Annotated in this window: 20 protein-coding genes; 8 read left to right on the top strand and 12 right to left on the bottom strand. The window is 60.0% G+C overall.

What is annotated here, in order from left to right:
* Nucleotides 1–6: 6 nt before the first annotated feature.
* The gene (locus ACR3EL_RS05240; protein ID WP_170337772.1) at nucleotides 7–972 is read right to left on the bottom strand and encodes an ABC transporter transmembrane domain-containing protein; all 966 of its coding nucleotides are present in this window, start codon (nucleotides 970–972) and stop codon (nucleotides 7–9) included.
* Between the two features lie 106 nt (nucleotides 973–1,078).
* Nucleotides 1,079–1,816 (bottom strand): CAF17-like 4Fe-4S cluster assembly/insertion protein YgfZ, encoded by a 738-nt coding sequence (gene ygfZ, locus ACR3EL_RS05245; protein WP_480720723.1) that lies wholly within the window; start codon nucleotides 1,814–1,816, stop codon nucleotides 1,079–1,081.
* A 72-nt stretch (nucleotides 1,817–1,888) separates the two neighbouring features.
* Here ygfZ and ACR3EL_RS05250 point away from each other — a divergent pair, with 72 nt between their 5' ends.
* Nucleotides 1,889–2,488, top strand: a complete 600-nt coding sequence (locus ACR3EL_RS05250; RefSeq protein ID WP_367646633.1) for a glycosyltransferase — start codon at nucleotides 1,889–1,891, stop codon at nucleotides 2,486–2,488.
* On the opposite strand, the gene ACR3EL_RS05255 is transcribed toward ACR3EL_RS05250, so the two are convergent.
* Nucleotides 2,436–3,305, bottom strand: a complete 870-nt coding sequence (locus ACR3EL_RS05255; protein ID WP_170337775.1) for a hypothetical protein — start codon at nucleotides 3,303–3,305, stop codon at nucleotides 2,436–2,438. The genes ACR3EL_RS05250 and ACR3EL_RS05255 overlap by 53 nt on opposite strands.
* Before the next feature lie 106 nt (nucleotides 3,306–3,411).
* On the opposite strand from ACR3EL_RS05255, the gene ACR3EL_RS05260 reads away from it, so the two are divergent.
* Nucleotides 3,412–4,182 carry an alpha/beta hydrolase gene (locus ACR3EL_RS05260; protein WP_170337777.1) on the top strand — a complete coding sequence of 257 codons (771 nt, stop codon included), beginning with the start codon at nucleotides 3,412–3,414 and terminating at the stop codon, nucleotides 4,180–4,182.
* A gap of 14 nt (nucleotides 4,183–4,196) precedes the next feature.
* On the opposite strand, the gene ACR3EL_RS05265 is transcribed toward ACR3EL_RS05260, so the two are convergent.
* The 3 genes from ACR3EL_RS05265 to parE all read right to left on the bottom strand — a co-directional run bounded on the left by ACR3EL_RS05265 (nucleotide 4,197) and on the right by parE (nucleotide 7,646).
* Nucleotides 4,197–4,478, bottom strand: coding sequence for a DUF1496 domain-containing protein (locus tag ACR3EL_RS05265; RefSeq protein WP_170337779.1), 282 nt, complete (start codon nucleotides 4,476–4,478; stop codon nucleotides 4,197–4,199).
* Between the two features lie 184 nt (nucleotides 4,479–4,662).
* The gene (locus tag ACR3EL_RS05270; protein WP_170337781.1) at nucleotides 4,663–5,691 is read right to left on the bottom strand and encodes a DUF3644 domain-containing protein; all 1,029 of its coding nucleotides are present in this window, start codon (nucleotides 5,689–5,691) and stop codon (nucleotides 4,663–4,665) included.
* Nucleotides 5,688–7,646, bottom strand: coding sequence for a DNA topoisomerase IV subunit B (gene parE / locus ACR3EL_RS05275; protein WP_480720726.1), 1,959 nt, complete (start codon nucleotides 7,644–7,646; stop codon nucleotides 5,688–5,690). Before parE ends, ACR3EL_RS05270 begins: the two co-directional genes overlap by 4 nt.
* Before the next feature lie 156 nt (nucleotides 7,647–7,802).
* Between parE and ACR3EL_RS05280 the strand changes: the two genes are divergently transcribed.
* Nucleotides 7,803–8,411, top strand: coding sequence for a carboxymuconolactone decarboxylase family protein (locus ACR3EL_RS05280; protein ID WP_170368735.1), 609 nt, complete (start codon nucleotides 7,803–7,805; stop codon nucleotides 8,409–8,411).
* A gap of 45 nt (nucleotides 8,412–8,456) precedes the next feature.
* Here ACR3EL_RS05280 and ACR3EL_RS05285 read toward each other — a convergent pair whose 3' ends face one another.
* On the bottom strand, nucleotides 8,457–9,335 hold the full coding sequence (locus ACR3EL_RS05285) for an alpha/beta fold hydrolase (protein ID WP_480720728.1): 879 nt from the start codon (nucleotides 9,333–9,335) through the stop codon (nucleotides 8,457–8,459).
* A 134-nt stretch (nucleotides 9,336–9,469) separates the two neighbouring features.
* On the opposite strand from ACR3EL_RS05285, the gene ppk2 reads away from it, so the two are divergent.
* Together ppk2 and ACR3EL_RS05295 are read left to right on the top strand one after the other, a co-directional pair.
* A complete protein-coding gene (gene ppk2, locus ACR3EL_RS05290; RefSeq protein WP_170417976.1) occupies nucleotides 9,470–10,399 on the top strand; it encodes a polyphosphate kinase 2 in 930 nt (309 codons plus the stop codon).
* A gap of 101 nt (nucleotides 10,400–10,500) precedes the next feature.
* Nucleotides 10,501–11,853 (top strand): MATE family efflux transporter, encoded by a 1,353-nt coding sequence (locus ACR3EL_RS05295; protein ID WP_170358487.1) that lies wholly within the window; start codon nucleotides 10,501–10,503, stop codon nucleotides 11,851–11,853.
* Between the two features lie 15 nt (nucleotides 11,854–11,868).
* Here the strand turns inward: ACR3EL_RS05295 and ACR3EL_RS05300 are convergent, their stop codons facing one another.
* Both ACR3EL_RS05300 and ACR3EL_RS05305 read right to left on the bottom strand, forming a co-directional pair.
* Nucleotides 11,869–12,270 (bottom strand): hypothetical protein, encoded by a 402-nt coding sequence (locus ACR3EL_RS05300; protein ID WP_170337793.1) that lies wholly within the window; start codon nucleotides 12,268–12,270, stop codon nucleotides 11,869–11,871.
* 14 nt (nucleotides 12,271–12,284) lie between these two features.
* Complete coding sequence (locus ACR3EL_RS05305) at nucleotides 12,285–13,487, bottom strand: pyridoxal phosphate-dependent aminotransferase (RefSeq protein WP_170368733.1); 1,203 nt, start codon at nucleotides 13,485–13,487, stop codon at nucleotides 12,285–12,287.
* A gap of 92 nt (nucleotides 13,488–13,579) precedes the next feature.
* Here ACR3EL_RS05305 and ACR3EL_RS05310 point away from each other — a divergent pair, with 92 nt between their 5' ends.
* The 3 genes from ACR3EL_RS05310 to ACR3EL_RS05320 all read left to right on the top strand — a co-directional run bounded on the left by ACR3EL_RS05310 (nucleotide 13,580) and on the right by ACR3EL_RS05320 (nucleotide 14,793).
* Nucleotides 13,580–13,972, top strand: coding sequence for a helix-turn-helix domain-containing protein (locus ACR3EL_RS05310; RefSeq protein WP_170337797.1), 393 nt, complete (start codon nucleotides 13,580–13,582; stop codon nucleotides 13,970–13,972).
* Nucleotides 13,969–14,217, top strand: coding sequence for a succinate dehydrogenase assembly factor 2 (locus ACR3EL_RS05315; RefSeq protein WP_480720732.1), 249 nt, complete (start codon nucleotides 13,969–13,971; stop codon nucleotides 14,215–14,217). The genes ACR3EL_RS05310 and ACR3EL_RS05315 overlap by 4 nt, the downstream gene beginning before the upstream one ends.
* A 78-nt stretch (nucleotides 14,218–14,295) precedes the next feature.
* Complete coding sequence (locus ACR3EL_RS05320) at nucleotides 14,296–14,793, top strand: MarR family winged helix-turn-helix transcriptional regulator (RefSeq protein ID WP_093962569.1); 498 nt, start codon at nucleotides 14,296–14,298, stop codon at nucleotides 14,791–14,793.
* On the opposite strand, the gene ACR3EL_RS05325 is transcribed toward ACR3EL_RS05320, so the two are convergent.
* Genes ACR3EL_RS05325 through ACR3EL_RS05335 form a run of 3 tightly spaced genes read right to left on the bottom strand, consistent with a single transcriptional unit; the run spans nucleotide 14,787 to nucleotide 16,641 of the window.
* A complete protein-coding gene (locus ACR3EL_RS05325) occupies nucleotides 14,787–15,518 on the bottom strand; it encodes a DUF1194 domain-containing protein (protein WP_480720734.1) in 732 nt (243 codons plus the stop codon). The genes ACR3EL_RS05320 and ACR3EL_RS05325 overlap by 7 nt on opposite strands.
* A complete protein-coding gene (locus ACR3EL_RS05330; RefSeq protein ID WP_170337802.1) occupies nucleotides 15,515–16,216 on the bottom strand; it encodes a DUF1194 domain-containing protein in 702 nt (233 codons plus the stop codon). The genes ACR3EL_RS05325 and ACR3EL_RS05330 overlap by 4 nt, the downstream gene beginning before the upstream one ends.
* Nucleotides 16,213–16,641: a VOC family protein gene (locus ACR3EL_RS05335; RefSeq protein WP_170337804.1), complete on the bottom strand. Its 429-nt coding sequence runs from the start codon at nucleotides 16,639–16,641 to the stop codon at nucleotides 16,213–16,215. Before ACR3EL_RS05335 ends, ACR3EL_RS05330 begins: the two co-directional genes overlap by 4 nt.
* Between the last annotated feature and the right edge of the window lie 13 nt (nucleotides 16,642–16,654).

Consider the following 16,654-nt stretch of genomic DNA (forward strand, 5'->3'; position numbering starts at 1 on the left):
GCGCAGCTATTCGGCGCGGTTTTTTTCTTGCGAGGCGGCCCCGCCCCTGCGGTAGCGGGCGCGGTCCGGGCCAAACAGTTCCAGCAACAGCTCGAACTTGATGCGATTGGCGCTGACCTGCCGATAGAAAGCGATGAGAAACCCGGTCGGCCCCTGGATCCGGGCCAGACCGCTGGTCGCGGCGACCACGGTTCCGACGTCGGTTTCTCCTTGCAGAACCAGCCATCCGCCCAGCATCAGAACACCCACGGTGCCTGCACCGTTGATCACGCTCAGCAGAAATTTGGCCGACAGTTTCCACAGAAACATCCGCCGTCGGGTGTCGTAGATCGCGTCGAACTGGTCATGCACCTCTTGAGTCACGGCCTCGATGTCCTCGATCGTCAGATGGTCGGTCGCGCTACGCAATATGCGGACGCGGTCCGCCACGAACACGTTCACCTTTCTCTGCGAGACGAGAACGATAAGGATCTGCGGTGCGATCATCGAAAGGGCAATCAGTCCCAGCCAGGGTTGCGTCGACGAGATGTAGCCAATCACACTGACCAAGGTTCCGATCTGTACGACCGGGTCCGAGAATGCACCCCCTGCGAATTTGCCCAGTTCTTCGGCTTCGGCAGAGATGGCCGTCGTCATGGTTCCCTTGCGGACATTCTCGCCCGACTCGTCCACATCCACTGTGCGGGCCAGCAAAAGCTGGCGAATGCGACGGATCATGTCTTCGCCCAATGTCCCCGCGCGATATCCCAGCACCCACTTCAGGGCGAGGCTCAGCAGGATCACCCCCATCATGCCGGCACCCAGCAGCAGGAGATGAGGCGCTTCGATATTGTCCGAGGTCAAATGATTGACGATGTCCCTTTGAAACTCCAACGGGGCCGCGGCAAGAGCCGCGACCGACAAGGACAACAGGATCAGTATGACTTGCCGTCCGGCGCTGGCGCGCCAGATGGCTGAATACAGTTGGAGCATGCAGGCACCCGATCAGCCAAGTGCCTCAAGTCTTACCGTGTGGCCGGGCCGGATAAAACGTTTGCATAGCGGCCTGGTCGGTGGCCGTGCCGGTTGGGCAACAGGCTCAATCCAGCAGACGCAGGCGGGCGTCTCCGGCCTGCATGTCGTCGCCCGCCCGATCAAGGCGCAGATAGGCGATAGCCTGTCCGTTCGATTGCGTGAACAGGGTGCCGGCCGGCTTTCCCGCCGAGAGGATTTCGGAGCCGACCGGAGCCGCGCCGTCGATGGCGACAACCCGCAGCCCCTTGCGCAACTGGGTTTTGTGCTTCATGCGGGCGGTTACCTCTTGCCCGACATAGCAGCCCTTCTTGAAATCGACGCCGTTGAGCGGCTCGAAACCGGCCTCGAGGATATACGTGTCCGGTGTCAGCTCGATCCCGGTTTCCGGGATGCAATGACGCACCCGAATTGCGTCCCAATCCGTTCCATCATCGGCTTCGGGGGCGTCAGAATATGCGCGCCAGCCCATATCGGGGTGACGAGGATCGGGCATGGCGCCTTCCGGTGCGGGCCCGGTTCCGCGTTGCAGGTGCAGGTTGGTTTCCTCGATAAGCACATCCGCCCGCAGCTTGTACATGTTCAGCCGCTTGATCAGTGCATCCGCAATCCCCTCAGCCACGTCCAGCAGCACCGAGGCGCCATCGCGTTTCAAAAAGAAATCGGCCAGGTATTTGCCCTGCGGGGTAAGGATGGCCGAGTAGACAAGACCATCGTCCAGCTTGCGGGTGTCATTGGTGACCAGACCTTGCAAGAAGCTGTCGGTATCCGTGCCGGTCAGGCGCAAAATGCGGCGGGTGCTCATCTTTGGGTCCTCGTCATTGCCCTGAGAGCGGTGATATAAGCGAACCCGTTGCCAAGACCAGAGGTTTCGAACGTGTCCGCCCCGATCAGCATCGTGATTCCGACATTCGACTCCCAGACCGACCTCGCGCGCACGCTGATGACCCTGATGGAGGGACTGCACGCCGGGCTGATCCGCGAGCTTGTCATCTCCGACGGAGGGTCGACCGATCATACATTGCGTATTGCCGATGAAGCAGGGGCCCGGATCGTTGCCGAGGCCGGGTCTCGTGCCGCACAGCTCCGCGTGGGATTCGACGCCGCGGTGGGCGACTGGTTGCTGTTGATCCGTCCGGGGACCGAGCTTGAGCCAGGGTGGACCGACGCGGTGGCCGAGCACCTCGTAACGCGGCGTCCGGGTGTGTTTCGCCTTGGGTTCCGGTCCTCAGGCCTGATGCCGAGTTTGACGGCAGGTTGGGTCAATCTGCGCAGCCGGGTCTTTGGACTGGCGTCTGGTGATCAGGGCCTGCTGCTGCCGGCGCAACTGTACAAGGCTGCCGGCGGATATCCGGATCAACCGGGGAAGGAGGGGGCGCTCATGCGCTCTCTGCCGCGCGCGACTCTGTTGCGGGCGCGTGCCATTACAGGTGTCGGGCGCCGTGATCGGGCGCGTTCTGAGGCGCCACCTCAGTAATCCCGGTCGCAGATGCTTCGGGGGGTGGCTGCCGCGCTGCCGGCTCGGTGATGAGGTTGGACCGCAACTCGACAACAGATTTGCCCAACCTGAATGGTGCCGCAAAGCTGACCAGACACAGCGCGATGATCTGTAGCACGAGAATGTGGGCGTTTTCCTGAAGATACTCCCACTCTCCCTTCAGTTTGGCGACCTGAGCGATCAGGTCATCATAGCTTTGCGCAAGGATCATATAGTCTCCGGCGATTGCCGGCACTTTCCGCCGCATGTTGTCGATCGCGGTCTGCGTTTCTTCGTCCAGCGTGGTGAAAACCAGGAATTGCTCGATGTCGAAGGCATCGGCTTTGGCGGCCATGTCCTGAATGTCATCCATCTGGTCTCGGGACCGGGCACCGAAGATGAAGTTCAGGCCCTGCAGCGGTGCAACTTCGTTGGTGACCGCGATGAACAGCGGCAGGTCGGCGTTGCTGGCGGTTGAGGCCGACAGGAACTCGACCTTGTCGCACAAAACCGCCGTGTCCGGGTCGTAGGCCGGATCGCAGAACCGCAGCCGGAACCGCGCGGCGTCGCGATCGAAGGCCAGTGTCGCCGCATAGGCAACGTCGATCTGTCGGTCCAGCCTTGAACTGTCGGATTTGTAGAGCCCCGCCATGACCGCCACCAGCGCGCCCAGCCCACCCAATACGACCCACACGAGGTCGGCCAGCTTCCATGCCCGGTGACCCGCTGGTTTGCGAAACAGGAACGCGGTGCCAATCGATCCGGCCAGAAAGAACAGCAACAGCAGGGGCAGCTGGTAGTCGGTGATGAAGCTCATGCATCCGAGTTTAAGTGGTCAGCCTTCCCACGCAACAGCGATCACGTGCAGTTGTAACGCGTGTCAGGATGCCCATACTCGGGTCAGGAGCCGGAGGGAGAACGTGATGACCAAAGAGATTGTGCTGATCCACGGGGCGTTTGCCGGGCCGTGGTGCATGGCGGACTATGCGGAGTTCTTCCGCGCCCGTGGATGGACGGTGCACACCCCGGCGCTGAGGTTCCATGGCGGCGATCCCGCAGCCGAGCCCGATGCGGGTCTGACCGACACCAGCGTAATGGATTATGCCAACGACATTGCCGAATTCGTCCAGGGGTTGGGCAGCAAACCCGTGATCCTTGGGCATGCCATTGCGGGCGTCGTTGCCCAGCAGGTTGCGTCTCGCGGGCTGGCCAGAGCCATCGTGTTGATCAACCCGAACGCGGCCTGGGGCACCCTGCCGGAAACCGATGACGAACGCGCCGTGCCGCGCGCCTTGATGGAGGGCGGGGCGTTCTGGAAGCAGCCCATGCGCGTCGACTTCGACCTGATGGCCCCATTTGCATTGAACAAAATGCCCAAAGCCCAGCAACATGCGGTGTTCGATCAGCTTGGCCCGGAAAGCGGGCGGGTGATGTTCGAGATGTTTTTCTGGATGTTCGACGATCACCACGCGATGAAGGTTGATATCGACAAGGTCGACTGCCCGGTTCTGATCGTTTCAGGCTCGGAGGACAGGGCGGTGAACCCCAACACCTGCCGTTCCTTGGCGAAACTCTATGGCGACCGCGCGACCTTTCTGTCCGCAGAAGGTCACGCGCATTTTCTATTCATGGAGCCCGGTTGGGAAAAGCCAGCCGCACAGATTGCGGACTGGCTGGACCAGACGCTGGGCTAGGGGCCGTTCAGGCGTTACTTGCTGACCTGAAACGTGCTCTGCGGCCGCCAACGCAGCACGCCGTCGCTTTCGCGGTAACAACGCAACAGGCGTTCCTGCACCGTGCTCACCGTGCTGGTGACAGTGTTGTCACCGACCATCAGCACAAAGGCATCCTCGGAATAGGCCATGCCGTCGTAATAGCAAAACCGGGTCTCGGCGCCGTCGGGGATGGGGGATGCGGTGCTGAGCATCTGCTGCGCGGGGGCTGCCGAGGCCATCAGGGTCAGGGCCAGCCCGAGGGTCAAAGTTTTCATGTCGTCCTCCCGTTCGGATATCCGTTTTTCAAATTGGGTCTTGGACGCTCGGAACCTCAAAGCTCGTTCTTGGATGACGGGTTTAGAGTAAGTGTGAACGGGATCAACGGGTTAGGCAAGGGGCGTGTTTTACATGCCGCTCGTGAGGACGTTCCGACCCACACTCGGGCCGGGCGCCGACAAGTCAAGCGTTGACCGGGTCTGGACATGTGAAGTCGTTTCCCGCTTCTAGGTGACGACAAAGTTCTTCGACGTATTCGGGCTCATACCGATAATCTTCATCTACTGGGTCATAGTGACAAAATCTCGTATTGGTGGCCGAAGGATCTTCAGCGCCGTTAATGGGGCGAATGCATAAGGCTTTCCACGCATTTGCAAAACGGTTCATTGTGAACTCTGGATGATGCTCTTTTACCTGTTGAACGACCGCCTTCGGTTTTAGTAGATCGCCTCGCATGGGAACCTGACGATCCCTAATCATTGTAGCAAGCTTAGTTGCCCTTTCTTTTTGCGCATTTGTCATACCTTCCAGCTTTAGGAACTCGATTGTTACGTCGGACGAGTTTTGGTGATTCCCAATTCTGGGCATTAGGAAAGCTCTGAACGCGTAATTTGTTCCATTCCAAACATGTGGATCAAGTGATGCTCGAAACTTGTCAACAAACTGAATGACAGCTTTCTCTTCGGCTGATTGGGGTATTACACGCTTTGCACTAAAAACCGAGATTGGAATGTACAAACCCATGTCACCCAATAGCTCGATACCAAATTCTTCGCTCAAAAAGTTCTTTAGGTTTAGTAACAAAGCTTGGCACTCTGCGGCAACATGAGCGTCAAGCGTCGCCATTTGCCGATGCTCGATCTTATTCCTCAGTTTGGCAAACAAACGTAAGTTGGCGGCGACGTCTGTACCTATTTTTTCGACGCCATACTTTTTGACGCATTCGAGCAGTTCCCATGCTCTTTTGTCGCCATCAATACGTTCAAATCGTCCATTGCGCTTCTTGTAGTAGTAGGAGACCCCTTCACGTTCGAAGACGGCGTGAAGTGCGGCAGTCCAAGCAATCACCATAAGTGAAGCATACGCGCCGGTCCTGAATTGAACCGTTGGCTTATTGTAGACCTCTACAGCGAGTACCGAAGACTCGACGGATTTCAATACCAGTTCTTTAACCGAGATTTTTCTCGGCAGTTTTCCTAGAAATCCACTCAAACATCCAACTCCTCCACAAACCGCGCGTTCTCCTGAATGTATTGGAACCGCAGTTCGGGTTTCTTACCCATCAAGCGCTCGACCAGATCGCCGGTCTCGCCCGGTTCGTCCTCGTCGATGGTGACGCGGATCAGCTTGCGGGAGGCCGGGTCCATCGTGGTTTCTTTCAGGTCCTTGGCGTCCATCTCGCCCAGACCCTTGAAGCGGCTGACGTCGATCTTGCCTTTGCCGCCCAGACCTTTTTCCAACCATTCGTCGCGCTCGGCTTCGTCCAGGCAGTAGACGCGCTTGGCGCCTTGGGTCAGGCGGTAGAGTGGCGGGCAGGCCAGGTACAGGTGGCCCGCGTCGATCATCGGGCGCATCTGGGTGAAGAAGAAGGTCATCAGCAGCGAGGCGATATGCGCGCCGTCCACGTCGGCGTCGGTCATGATGATGACCTTGTCATAGCGCAGGTCGTCGAGGTTGAACTTGGTGCCCAGCCCGACGCCAAGCGCCTGCGTCAGGTCATTGATCTCGGCGTTGGTGCCCAGTTTCGAACTGGCCGCGCCTAGGACGTTCAGGATCTTGCCACGCAGGGGAAGCAGGGCCTGTGTCTTGCGGTCGCGGGCCATCTTGGCCGATCCGCCAGCCGAGTCGCCCTCGACGATGAATAATTCGGTGCCGTCGCGTGTTGAACTACTACAGTCCACCAACTTGCCGGGAAGACGGAGTTTCTTAGTGGCGGACTTGCGTTGTGTTTCCTTTTCCTGGCGGCGGCGCAGGCGCTCCTCGGCCCGCAGGATGAGGAAGTCCAGAATGGCGCCGGCGGATTTGGTGTCGGCGGCCAGCCAGTTGTCGAAATGGTCGCGGACCGAGTTTTCGACCAGCCGCTGCGCCTCGACCGTGGCAAGACGGTCTTTGGTCTGGCCGACGAATTCGGGTTCACGGATGAAGCACGAAACCAGCGCGCAGCCGCCGGTGATCAGGTCATCGCGGGTGATCTGGGCGGCCTTCTTGTTGTTGATCAGTTCACCGTAGGCCTTGATGCCCTTGAGGATCGCGGCCCAGAAGCCCGCAACATGAGTACCGCCTTCGGGCGTGGGAACGGTGTTGCAGTAGGACTGGATGAAGCCATCGCGCGACGGCGTCCAGTTGATCGCCCATTCCACCTTGCCGGCGGTGCCGAATTTTTCATTGAAATCGACGGTGCCGGCAAAGGGTTGGTCGGCATAGGTCGAGGAGCCGTTCATCGTCTCTTTGAGATAATCCGACAGGCCACCCGGGAAGTGGAAGGTGGCCTCTGTGGGAGTTTCGCCGTCGTCGATGGCGGTTTTCCAGCGGATTTCCACGCCCGAGAACAGGTAGGCCTTGGAGCGGATCGACTTGAACAGGCGGGCGGGTTTGAACCGGTGGTGGCCGAAGATCTCGGGGTCGGCGTGGAAGGTGACGATGGTGCCGCGCCGGTTGGGAGCCGAGCCCACCTTTTCGACCGGACCCAGCGGGATGCCGCGCGAAAAGCGCTGTTCGTACAGCTCCTTGTTGCGGGCCACCTGTACGACCATCGAATCCGACAGCGCGTTGACCACCGAGGCGCCCACACCGTGCAGACCGCCCGAGGTCTGGTAGGCCTTGCCCGAGAACTTGCCGCCCGCATGCAGGGTGCACAGGATCACCTCAAGCGCGGATTTGTCGGGGAACTTCGGGTGCGGGTCGATCGGAATACCGCGGCCGTTGTCGCGCACGGTCAGGGTGTAATCGTCGTGCAGTTCCACCTCGATACGGTTGGCATGCCCGGCAACGGCCTCGTCCATCGAGTTGTCGAGGATTTCGGCCACCATGTGGTGCAGAGCCCGTTCGTCGGTGCCGCCGATATACATGCCGGGGCGTTTGCGCACGGGCTCCAGGCCTTCGAGGACCTCGATCGAGGAGGCGTCGTAGGTGGTGGCGGATTCGGGCGTCAACAGGTCGTCGGGCATGGGTGCTGCTCTTGTTTTTGGGTTTGGCCCATTATGGCAGGTGATGTGGGTCGGGGGAAGAGGGACGCGAGGTGTTGTATCAATCTTGCGGTCGGTGGCGGGTTGCAAAACGGGTGGTTTTCCCGCTGAGTTGCGGAAATCGCGGAGGAGCAGGTGATGAGCTGGATCAAGACGATACCATTCGACGAGGCACGCGGTCGGTTGAAGACGCTGTATGACCGGGTCACGGGGCCCGGGAACAATGTGGACAACATCATGATGGTGCATTCCCTGCGTCCACATTCGATGGAAGGTCACATGGCGCTCTACAAGAACGTGCTGCACCATTCGGGAAACTCGGTTCCCAAGTGGTTTCTGGAAGTGCTCGGGGTCTGGGTCAGCTCGCTGAATCGCTGCGGCTATTGTGTCGAGCATCATTTCAGCGGGTTGCAGCGACTCTTGGGCGACGAGCAGCGCGGTTTGGCCATTCGCGTGGCGATCGAGGCAGAAACACCCGAGACGGCGCCGCTGGACCCCGCACAGGTGGCGGCGATGGAATACGCCCGAAAACTGACCGAGAACCCGGCCGACCTGGTGGCGGGGGATATCGACGCGTTGCGATCTGTTGGCTGGGACGATGGTGAGATCCTGGAGATCAATCAGGTCTGCGCCTATTTCTCCTATGCCAACCGCACCGTTCTGGGGCTTGGCTGTTCGACCAAGGGCGACATTCTGGGGTTGTCTCCGAACAATTCGGACAATCCAGATGACTGGGGCCATCGGTGAAAGGCGCTGCCTCCTGCGTCCTTTAGTGCCGGGCGAAGAGTTGGCTTAGTTGTCCTGAACCCAATCGAGAATAGCGTCGGCCACCGCCTGAGGCCTCTGGTGATGCAGCCAATGGTCTGTTCCGTCGATCTGCTTGCGGGTCAGGTTGGGAGCGAACTCCTCCAGCCCATCGGTGCATTCGGGAAGCAAGGCTTTGTCCCGCGGCCCCCACAGAAGCAAATGCGGGCAGCGGACCCTCAGCCTGTCAACGGGCAGTTCCGGCAGGTCCGTGCAGGGCGCGCCCGGCTCAGCCACCACAAGGGGTGAGGCCCGGTACCAGTTCAGCATGGCGTCGAGCCGTTCCGGGCGGGCCCATTCGGTGCGATAGTCGCCCATGCGCGCGTCGCTCATCCAGTCCAACCCCATGCCATGCCGAAAGAATTGTTCGAGCTTGGCGAAGTTGTCGGCCGAAAGAAATTCGGCTGCATCGGGCGCGCGCAGGCGGTTGATGTATTGAGAGGCCTCGGATTGTTTGCCTCCTGCCGCAAGTTCGCGCTGGAACGGGACAGGGTGAACACCGTTGGCGATTATCAGGCGGCTGACCAACTTGGGGTGGAACATGGCAATTCCGTAAGCCACCGAGGCGCCCCAATCATGTCCCAGCACAGTGACGGGGTCGCCAACCTGCTCGATCAGCACGGCCATGTCCGACACCAGCTTTGACAGCGCATAGTTCGAAATACCCTCGGGGGCCCAGCTTTGACCATAGCCACGCTGGTCCGGCGCGATGCAGTGAAAGCGGTCCGACAGGTGCGGGGCCAGGTCGGACCACGCGCCGCCATACTCCGGGAAACCGTGCAACATCAAAAGCGTAGGCAGGTTGGGATCGCCCCAGCGGCGGACGAAGAACGGGTGGCCGTTGAGGTCGAAGAATTCGCTGTCCATGCGGGATGCCCCTGACTGAGTTCACACCTGCAGAGTTTTAGGAGCTGTCGCCGAAGTCAACTTGATACGGATCAACGCGGAAAAGATGCAAATTTGCTAGGCGTTTCGGCGGACAGTGACACAGGAGAGAGCATATGGACGCAGTGACCCGAAAAAAGACGAACGCAGCCCCCGTGGCCGTCATGGCCAAACCGAACGCGGACACCGAAGCGCCCACTCGCGAAAAGATCCGGCAAGCCTTTGAAAGCGGGGAGTATCCGTATCGCTCGAAACTGTCGCGGGCGGCTTATGAAAAGCAGAAGGCCCAGTTGCAGGCCGAATTGTTGAAGGTGCAATTGTGGGCGCAAGAGACCGGGCAGAAGTTCGTGCTGCTGTTCGAGGGTCGCGACGCCGCCGGCAAGGGCGGCACCATCAAGCGGTTCATGGAGCATCTGAACCCGCGTCAGGCCCGGGTGGTGGCGCTGAACAAACCGACCTGGGAGGAGAAGGGCCAGTGGTATTACCAGCGCTATATCCAGGAATTGCCCACCGTCGGCGAAATGGTGTTCTATGACCGGTCCTGGTACAACCGCGCCGGGGTCGAGCGGGTGATGGGGTTCTGCACCCCCAACGAATACCTCGAGTTCATGCGCCAGACGCCCGAGTTGGAGCGCATGATGGTTCGGTCGGGAATCCAGCTTTATAAATACTGGTTCTCGGTGACACGGGATGAGCAGCTGCGCCGTTTCAAAAGCCGCGAGACGGACCCGCTGAAGCAATGGAAACTGTCGCCCATCGACAAGGCCAGCTTGGACAAATGGGATGACTACACCGAGGCGAAAGAGGCGATGTTCTTCTATACCGACACCGCCGACGCGCCTTGGACCATCGTCAAGTCGAACGACAAGAAGCGCGCCCGGCTGAACTGCATGCGGCATTTCCTGTCGACGCTGGATTATCCCGACAAGGATCATGGCATCGTGGGCCAGCCCGATCCTCTGATCGTGGGGCAGGCACATCATGTGGTCCACCGGTCGGATCACATCCTTGGTACGGCGATCCATCCCGAGGCGCGCGTCACCTGATTGGCCCGACGGGCGTCACCGAGGTCTCGAAGTGAAATTTCAGAGATCTCCCCTTGCCCCGGCTCGGGGCCGCGCATATGGCTGGCGGGATGAGAAAGGTCATGACATATCCCGCCCATTTCCGGGCCATTGCTGTGCTGGGGCTGCCGTTGATCGGTGGTCATCTGGCGCAATTCGCCATTGGCCTGACGGATACGATCATGCTGGGCTGGTATGGCGTCGAGGCACTGGCCGCGGTGACGCTGGCCAGCAGCTTTTACTTTGTTCTGTTTCTTTTCGGAGGCGGATTTGGCCTGGCCGTCATGCCGATGGTCGCGACCGCGGCCGCAGAGGAGGATGAAACCAGCATTCGCCGCAGCACCCGAATGGGTCTGTGGCTGTCGCTGCTGTATGGCATGCTGATCATGCCGCTGCTGTGGTGGTCCTACCCGATTCTGATCGCCACGGATCAGGATCCACAAGTGGCGCAAACCGCGTCCGAGTATCTGCGGGTTGCGGGCTGGGGCCTGTTCCCGGCGCTGGTGGTGATGGTTCTTAAATCCTATCTGGCCGCTCTGGAGCGCACGCAGATCGTGCTGTGGATTACCGTCGCGGCGGCAGTGGTCAATGGACTTACGAATTATGCGCTGATCTTCGGCAACTGGGGCGCGCCGGAACTGGGCGTGATGGGTGCCGCGATTGCGTCGGTGGTCACGCAGACCGTGTCGCTGGTGGCGGTGATCATTTACGCGGTGAAAGTCCTGCCGGAGCATAACCTGTTCCAGCGGTTCTGGCGCCCGGATTGGGAAATGTTGCTGAGCGTCCTGAAGCTGGGTGTGCCCATCGGTCTGACCTTGTTGGCCGAAGTGTCTCTGTTCGCCATGTCCGCCTTCATGATGGGTTGGATCGGACAGGTGCCGCTGGCGGCGCACGGGATTGCGCTGAACCTGGCCTCGGCCACTTTCATGGTGCATCTGGGCCTGTCGAATGCAGCAACGATCCGGGCCGGCAATGCGCTGGGGCGCAAGGATCGACCGCATCTCGAGAAAGGCGCAATCGCGGTCACGGGCATGTCCCTTGTGGTGTCCGTGCTGACAATCATCCTGTTCCTGACCTGCGCCGAGCCGCTCATCTCGGTATTTGTCGAACCGGACGACCCGCAGCGTCCCCAGATTCTGGCCATCGGGACCGGTCTGCTGGCCATGGCGGCCCTGTTCCAGCTGGTGGACGGCGCGCAGGTAATCGCTCTGGGCCTTCTGCGCGGGTTGCAAGACGCCAAGGTGCCCATGGTTATGGCAGGCCTCAGCTATTGGGTCGTGGGGATCCCCGCATCCTACTACTTTGGTTTCGTGCAAGGCATGGCCGGAATCGGAGTCTGGCTTGGCCTTGTTCTGGGCCTTGCCTGCGCGGCGGTCATGCTGATGGGACGGTTCTGGCTGCGATCCGTCCGCGTGGTAGGTGCGCCCGCCGCGTAGCGACAACCGCCAGGCTCAACCCTTCTCCAGCCGGTCGGCCTTCTTGCGCACCAGTACCGTGCGCAAGTCGTGCATCGCCAGCAGCAACCGGTCCGTGATGTCTTCCAATTGGGTATCGGTCGCCTTGGACTGGGCCCATTGCGTGGTCAGGTTCAGGTGATCGATCGTGCGGTGGATGTCGTCGACGTCGCGCCGCGCAAGCAGGGTTTTGCGTTCGTCCATCCAACGGGCGATTTCGGTTTTGTCGGCTTCGGTCAGGGTACCCTGACCATGCGGCTTGACCTCGCCGTTGCGGATGTTGATCACCGCGATCTGGTCCATTTCGATCCGGCGCTGCCGGTTCTCCGTGTCGATCTTGAACACGACCGCGCCGTTCTCGCGGACGCGAAAGTAATATTCGGGCAGTGCTGCGGACATGTCGAACCTCGGTGTTAGCTCAGGGACGCACAGAACCGCTGGATGCGGGTGCAGGCCTCGGTCAAGGCTTCGTCCGAAGTCGCATAGCTGACGCGGAAATTCGGGGACAGGCCGAAGGCCGCGCCGAATACCACGGCCACATCGGCCTCTTCCAGCAAGGCCGTGGCGAAGGCCTCGTCGCTGTCGATGACCGTACCGGCGGGCGTGGTCTTGCCGATCAGCCCAGCGATCGAGGGGTAGACGTAGAATGCGCCCTCGGGAGTGGGGCAGGTGATGCCGTCAATCTGGTTCAGCATCCCGACCACAAGATCGCGCCGGCGCTTGAAGGTCTCATTGTTCGGGGCAAGGAAGTCTTGGGTGCCGTTCAAGGCCTCGACTGCGGCCCACTGGCTGATCGAACACGGGTTCGACGTGGATTGTGATTGGATCTTGCGCATAGCCGCGATCAGTTCAACAGGGCCTGCGGCATAGCCGATACGCCAGCCGGTCATGGCATAGGCCTTGGAGACACCGTTGCACGTGAGCGTGCGATCATACAGCCCGGGTTCGACTTCGGCTGGCGTGCAGAACTCGAACCCGTCATAGGCCAGGTGTTCATACATGTCGTCCGACATGATCCAGACATGAGGATGCCGCATCAGAACATCGGTCAGAGCCTTGAGTTCAGCGCGGTTGTACCCTGCGCCGGTCGGGTTCGACGGCGAGTTGAAGATGAACCATTTGGTGTTTGGCGTGATTGCGGCTTCCAACTGGTCTGGGGTCAGCTTGAAGCTGTTTTCCAGCGTGGTCTCAACCACGACAGGCGAACCGCCCGCAAGCAGCACCATGTCCGGGTAGCTGACCCAGTAGGGGGCGGGAATGATCACTTCGTCGCCCGGGTTCATCGTCGCCATCAGCGCATTGTACAGCGTCTGCTTGCCACCTGTTCCGACCGAGATCTGTGCTGGCGTGTAGTTAAGCCCGTGGTCACGTTTCATCTTGGCGCAAGCGGCCTGTTTCAGCTCGGGAATGCCGTCCGGCGCGGTGTATTTTGTTTTGCCGGCGGCGATTGCGGCAACGGCTGCGTCCTTGATGTTCTGCGGCGTGTCGAAATCGGGCTCACCTGCGCTGAGGCCGATGACGTCACGTCCAGCGGCCTTCAACTCGGCGGCTTTGGCCGTCATGGCAATGGTCGGCGAAGGTTTGACGCGCGACAGTGTCGCAGACAGAAAGCTCATGGCGGGCCCCGGTTTGTATGTTGCTCAGGACTGTCATAGGGTGCCGCTGAAACACGATCAAGCGATATGCTTTTGAAGAACTGGAGAGTTTGATGAGCGACGAAACCGACTGGTTCGGACCCGAGGCCGCGACATTCGGAGACCGCGTTGCAGGCGCACGCGAAGCCGCCGGCATGACCCAGACCCAACTGGCCCGTCGGCTGGGCGTCAAGAAGTCCACTGTGGTGGCCTGGGAGAATGACCTGTCCGAACCGCGCGCCAACAAGCTGTCGATGATGGCAGGTATGTTGAACGTGTCGATCATGTGGCTGCTGACCGGTGAAGGCGAGGGCATGGACGCTCCGGATGTTGCGGAAGCCGCGGATATGGAGCTGGCACCGCTGGTCGCGGAGTTGCGCGCCATCCGAGGCGAGATGCGCGCCAGTTCCGAGCGCCTTGCGCGGGTCGAGAAGACGCTGCGGCTGAAGCTGGAGAAAGGCGAATGAACGACATCCGGATCAAACGGCTGAAGATGCGGTCGATGCGGCGCGGCATCAAGGAAATGGACATCATTCTGTCTGCCTATGCCGACCAGCGGCTTGAGCGGATGTCTGCGGCCGAATTGGACCTGTACGAAGCCTTGCTGCACGAAAACGATCAGGACCTCTATAAATGGGTAACGGGGCAGGTCGCCGCCCCCGAACACTACGCGAGCATGATCTTCGATATCTCGCAAGTATTTCAAAAATAAAGGCAAAACTGACTTAACCGATTCTTCGGAATTTCGCGTCAAAGTTCCCTGAACGGCGCGATTGAATCGGAGGATCGGATGAGTTTGGAATTGCAGGTCTCCGCACCCGGAACCAAGGGGTTCATGTCCAGCTATCTCGAGGCGCTGGCATTGGTTGAACGTCTGCATCGGTTGCTTCTGGACGTCATCAAGGACGAGTTCGAGCGGGTCGGCGTTCTGGAAATCAACGCGGTGCAGGCGCTGCTGCTATTCAATATCGGCGACCACGAGGTGACTGCCGGTGAGCTCAAAAGCCGCGGTTACTATCAAGGCAGCAATGTCAGTTACAACCTCAAGAAATTGGTCGAAATGGGGTTCATGCATCACCAGAGATGCGAGATTGACCGACGTTCGGTGCGGGTGCGTCTGACACCTCGGGGACGGGAAATCCGTGACATCGTGGCCGATCTCTTCTCGCGCCACGCCGAAGGGTTGCAAGCCAAAGGTGTCCTGGGCACCGAAGGGATCGAAGAGATTACCAGCGCTTTGCGCCGGGTCGAACGGTATTGGACGGATCAGATCCGGTACATCTACTGACTTTCGCCGTTCAATGGCAACACTTGGGATAGGGCCAGCGAATCCAACTCTCTGATCAGCTTGCGTGTCATCGCGTCTTCGTAGGCTTCAAATCCCAAAGCGGTTTCGACGAAGGCTCCGGGCCCCAGGATGACCCAAGCGTTGTAATAGGCCGACAACTCTCCGATTTGCACGTACCGCTTGTCCCCGGTGCTGGGATCATCGGCTCCGATCACAAGCCCATTGATCGTGATGCCGGTTGCCTGCAGTTGGGCTTTGGCCTCCCTGGGATGGAGGCCGACATTGTGCTTGCCATCTCCTGAGAGGTCCAGCGTCCGCTTCCAGCAGGCGGCTTGGGTATCCAACAAATCAGCCCCATACTGCATGGCAGACCCCACCGCTGTGCCTTGAGGTGCCGATGACCGACGGGTGGATTGTAGGCGTCGCGCAATCCCGGACAAATCGGTCGGGGACCGAATATCGGTCCAGCCGACCAACAGCCGCTGGAAACCTGCCTCGCTCCATTCGAAAACAGAGATGCGAACGGGGGCTTCCGGATTTGACAGGATCAACCGCTCCACCTCCGGCCGTTGCAAGGCAGCGGCCAAGCCGTCCAATTGAAGTCTGTATTCGTTGCTGTCGACTGAGCCTGAAACATCCAACCCAAGCGCCAGGGCTTGCCGGCATTGAGCAGCGGCCGGGCTGCCCAAGGCCAAACAACACAGAGCCAGCGCACGGGTAATCATTTTGCGCTGCGCCCCAACGCGCCGACCTGAAGGCTGGTCAATTCCCGTTCCAGCTTGCGTCGCATGGCGCGCTCAAAGTCTTCGAACCCTTGCGCGATTTCCAAAAAGGCGTTTGGCCCATGCAAGACGTTGTTCTCAAAAAACGGGATGAGGAACAGCTCCCCTTCGAAATCCGCCGCATTTATGACCAACCCATTCACGGTTATGCGGTCGAAGGGAAAGTGGCGATAGGCGATCTGCGGACCGTAGCCGTCATTGTTCGAGCCGTCCCCGGACAGGTCAATCGTTTGAAACAGGCATTGCGGAGCCTGCTCCATCAGAGAGGCCCCGAAAGCCAGGGCATATCCCATGGCAGTGGCCGAGCCGCTGTCAGATCTTTGGGACTCGCTCACCTGTGTCGCTGCAACAAGCAGATCAGCCTCGGTCTCGATCAGGCGCCAGGGAAGGACGATGTACTGGGCGTCGCGACCGCTCCACTCATAAACCGTCAGGGCTACGGGCAGCGGCGAGGAAAAGAACGCTTTCCGGACTTCCGGAGCGATCAGGGCTGAAGCCAGGCCCTGCCGCTGCAGGGCGTCTTCTTTGGCGTCGACCGAAACGGATATGTCCAAAGCAAGCGCCAAGGCCAGCCGGCAGTTTTGGGCCTCAGCAGAGCTGGCCAGAACGGCCAGCCCCAATCCTGTCAGCCAGCGGATCACCAGTGGCCGGTGCTTTCCATGCTGGCCCAAGGTTCGGCCGGGGGCAAGGCATCGCCATTCTGCAGCAGTTCAACCGAAATGTTGTCAGGCGAGCGCACGAACGCCATACGCCCATCGCGCGGAGGGCGGTTGATGACGACACCATTGTCGGCAAGGTGCTGACAGGTCTCGTAAATGTTGTCGACCCCATAGGCCAGGTGGCCGAAATGGCGGCTGTCGCTTGGCAAACCCTCATCGCCATCCCAGTTCCATGTCAGCTCGATCGGCCTGTCCTCCTGACCCGGAGGGGCCATGAAGATCAGCGAAAACCGCCCTTCCTCGCTGTCGTAACGGCGGGTTTCCTGGAGACCCAGCAGCTTGTAGAAGGCCATGGATTTTTCCAAATCCTTAACGCGCACCATGGTGTGGAGGTATCTCAGCCCCATCTCGGCGATCCTT

The organism is Ruegeria sp. BJ3 (assembly GCF_056535665.1).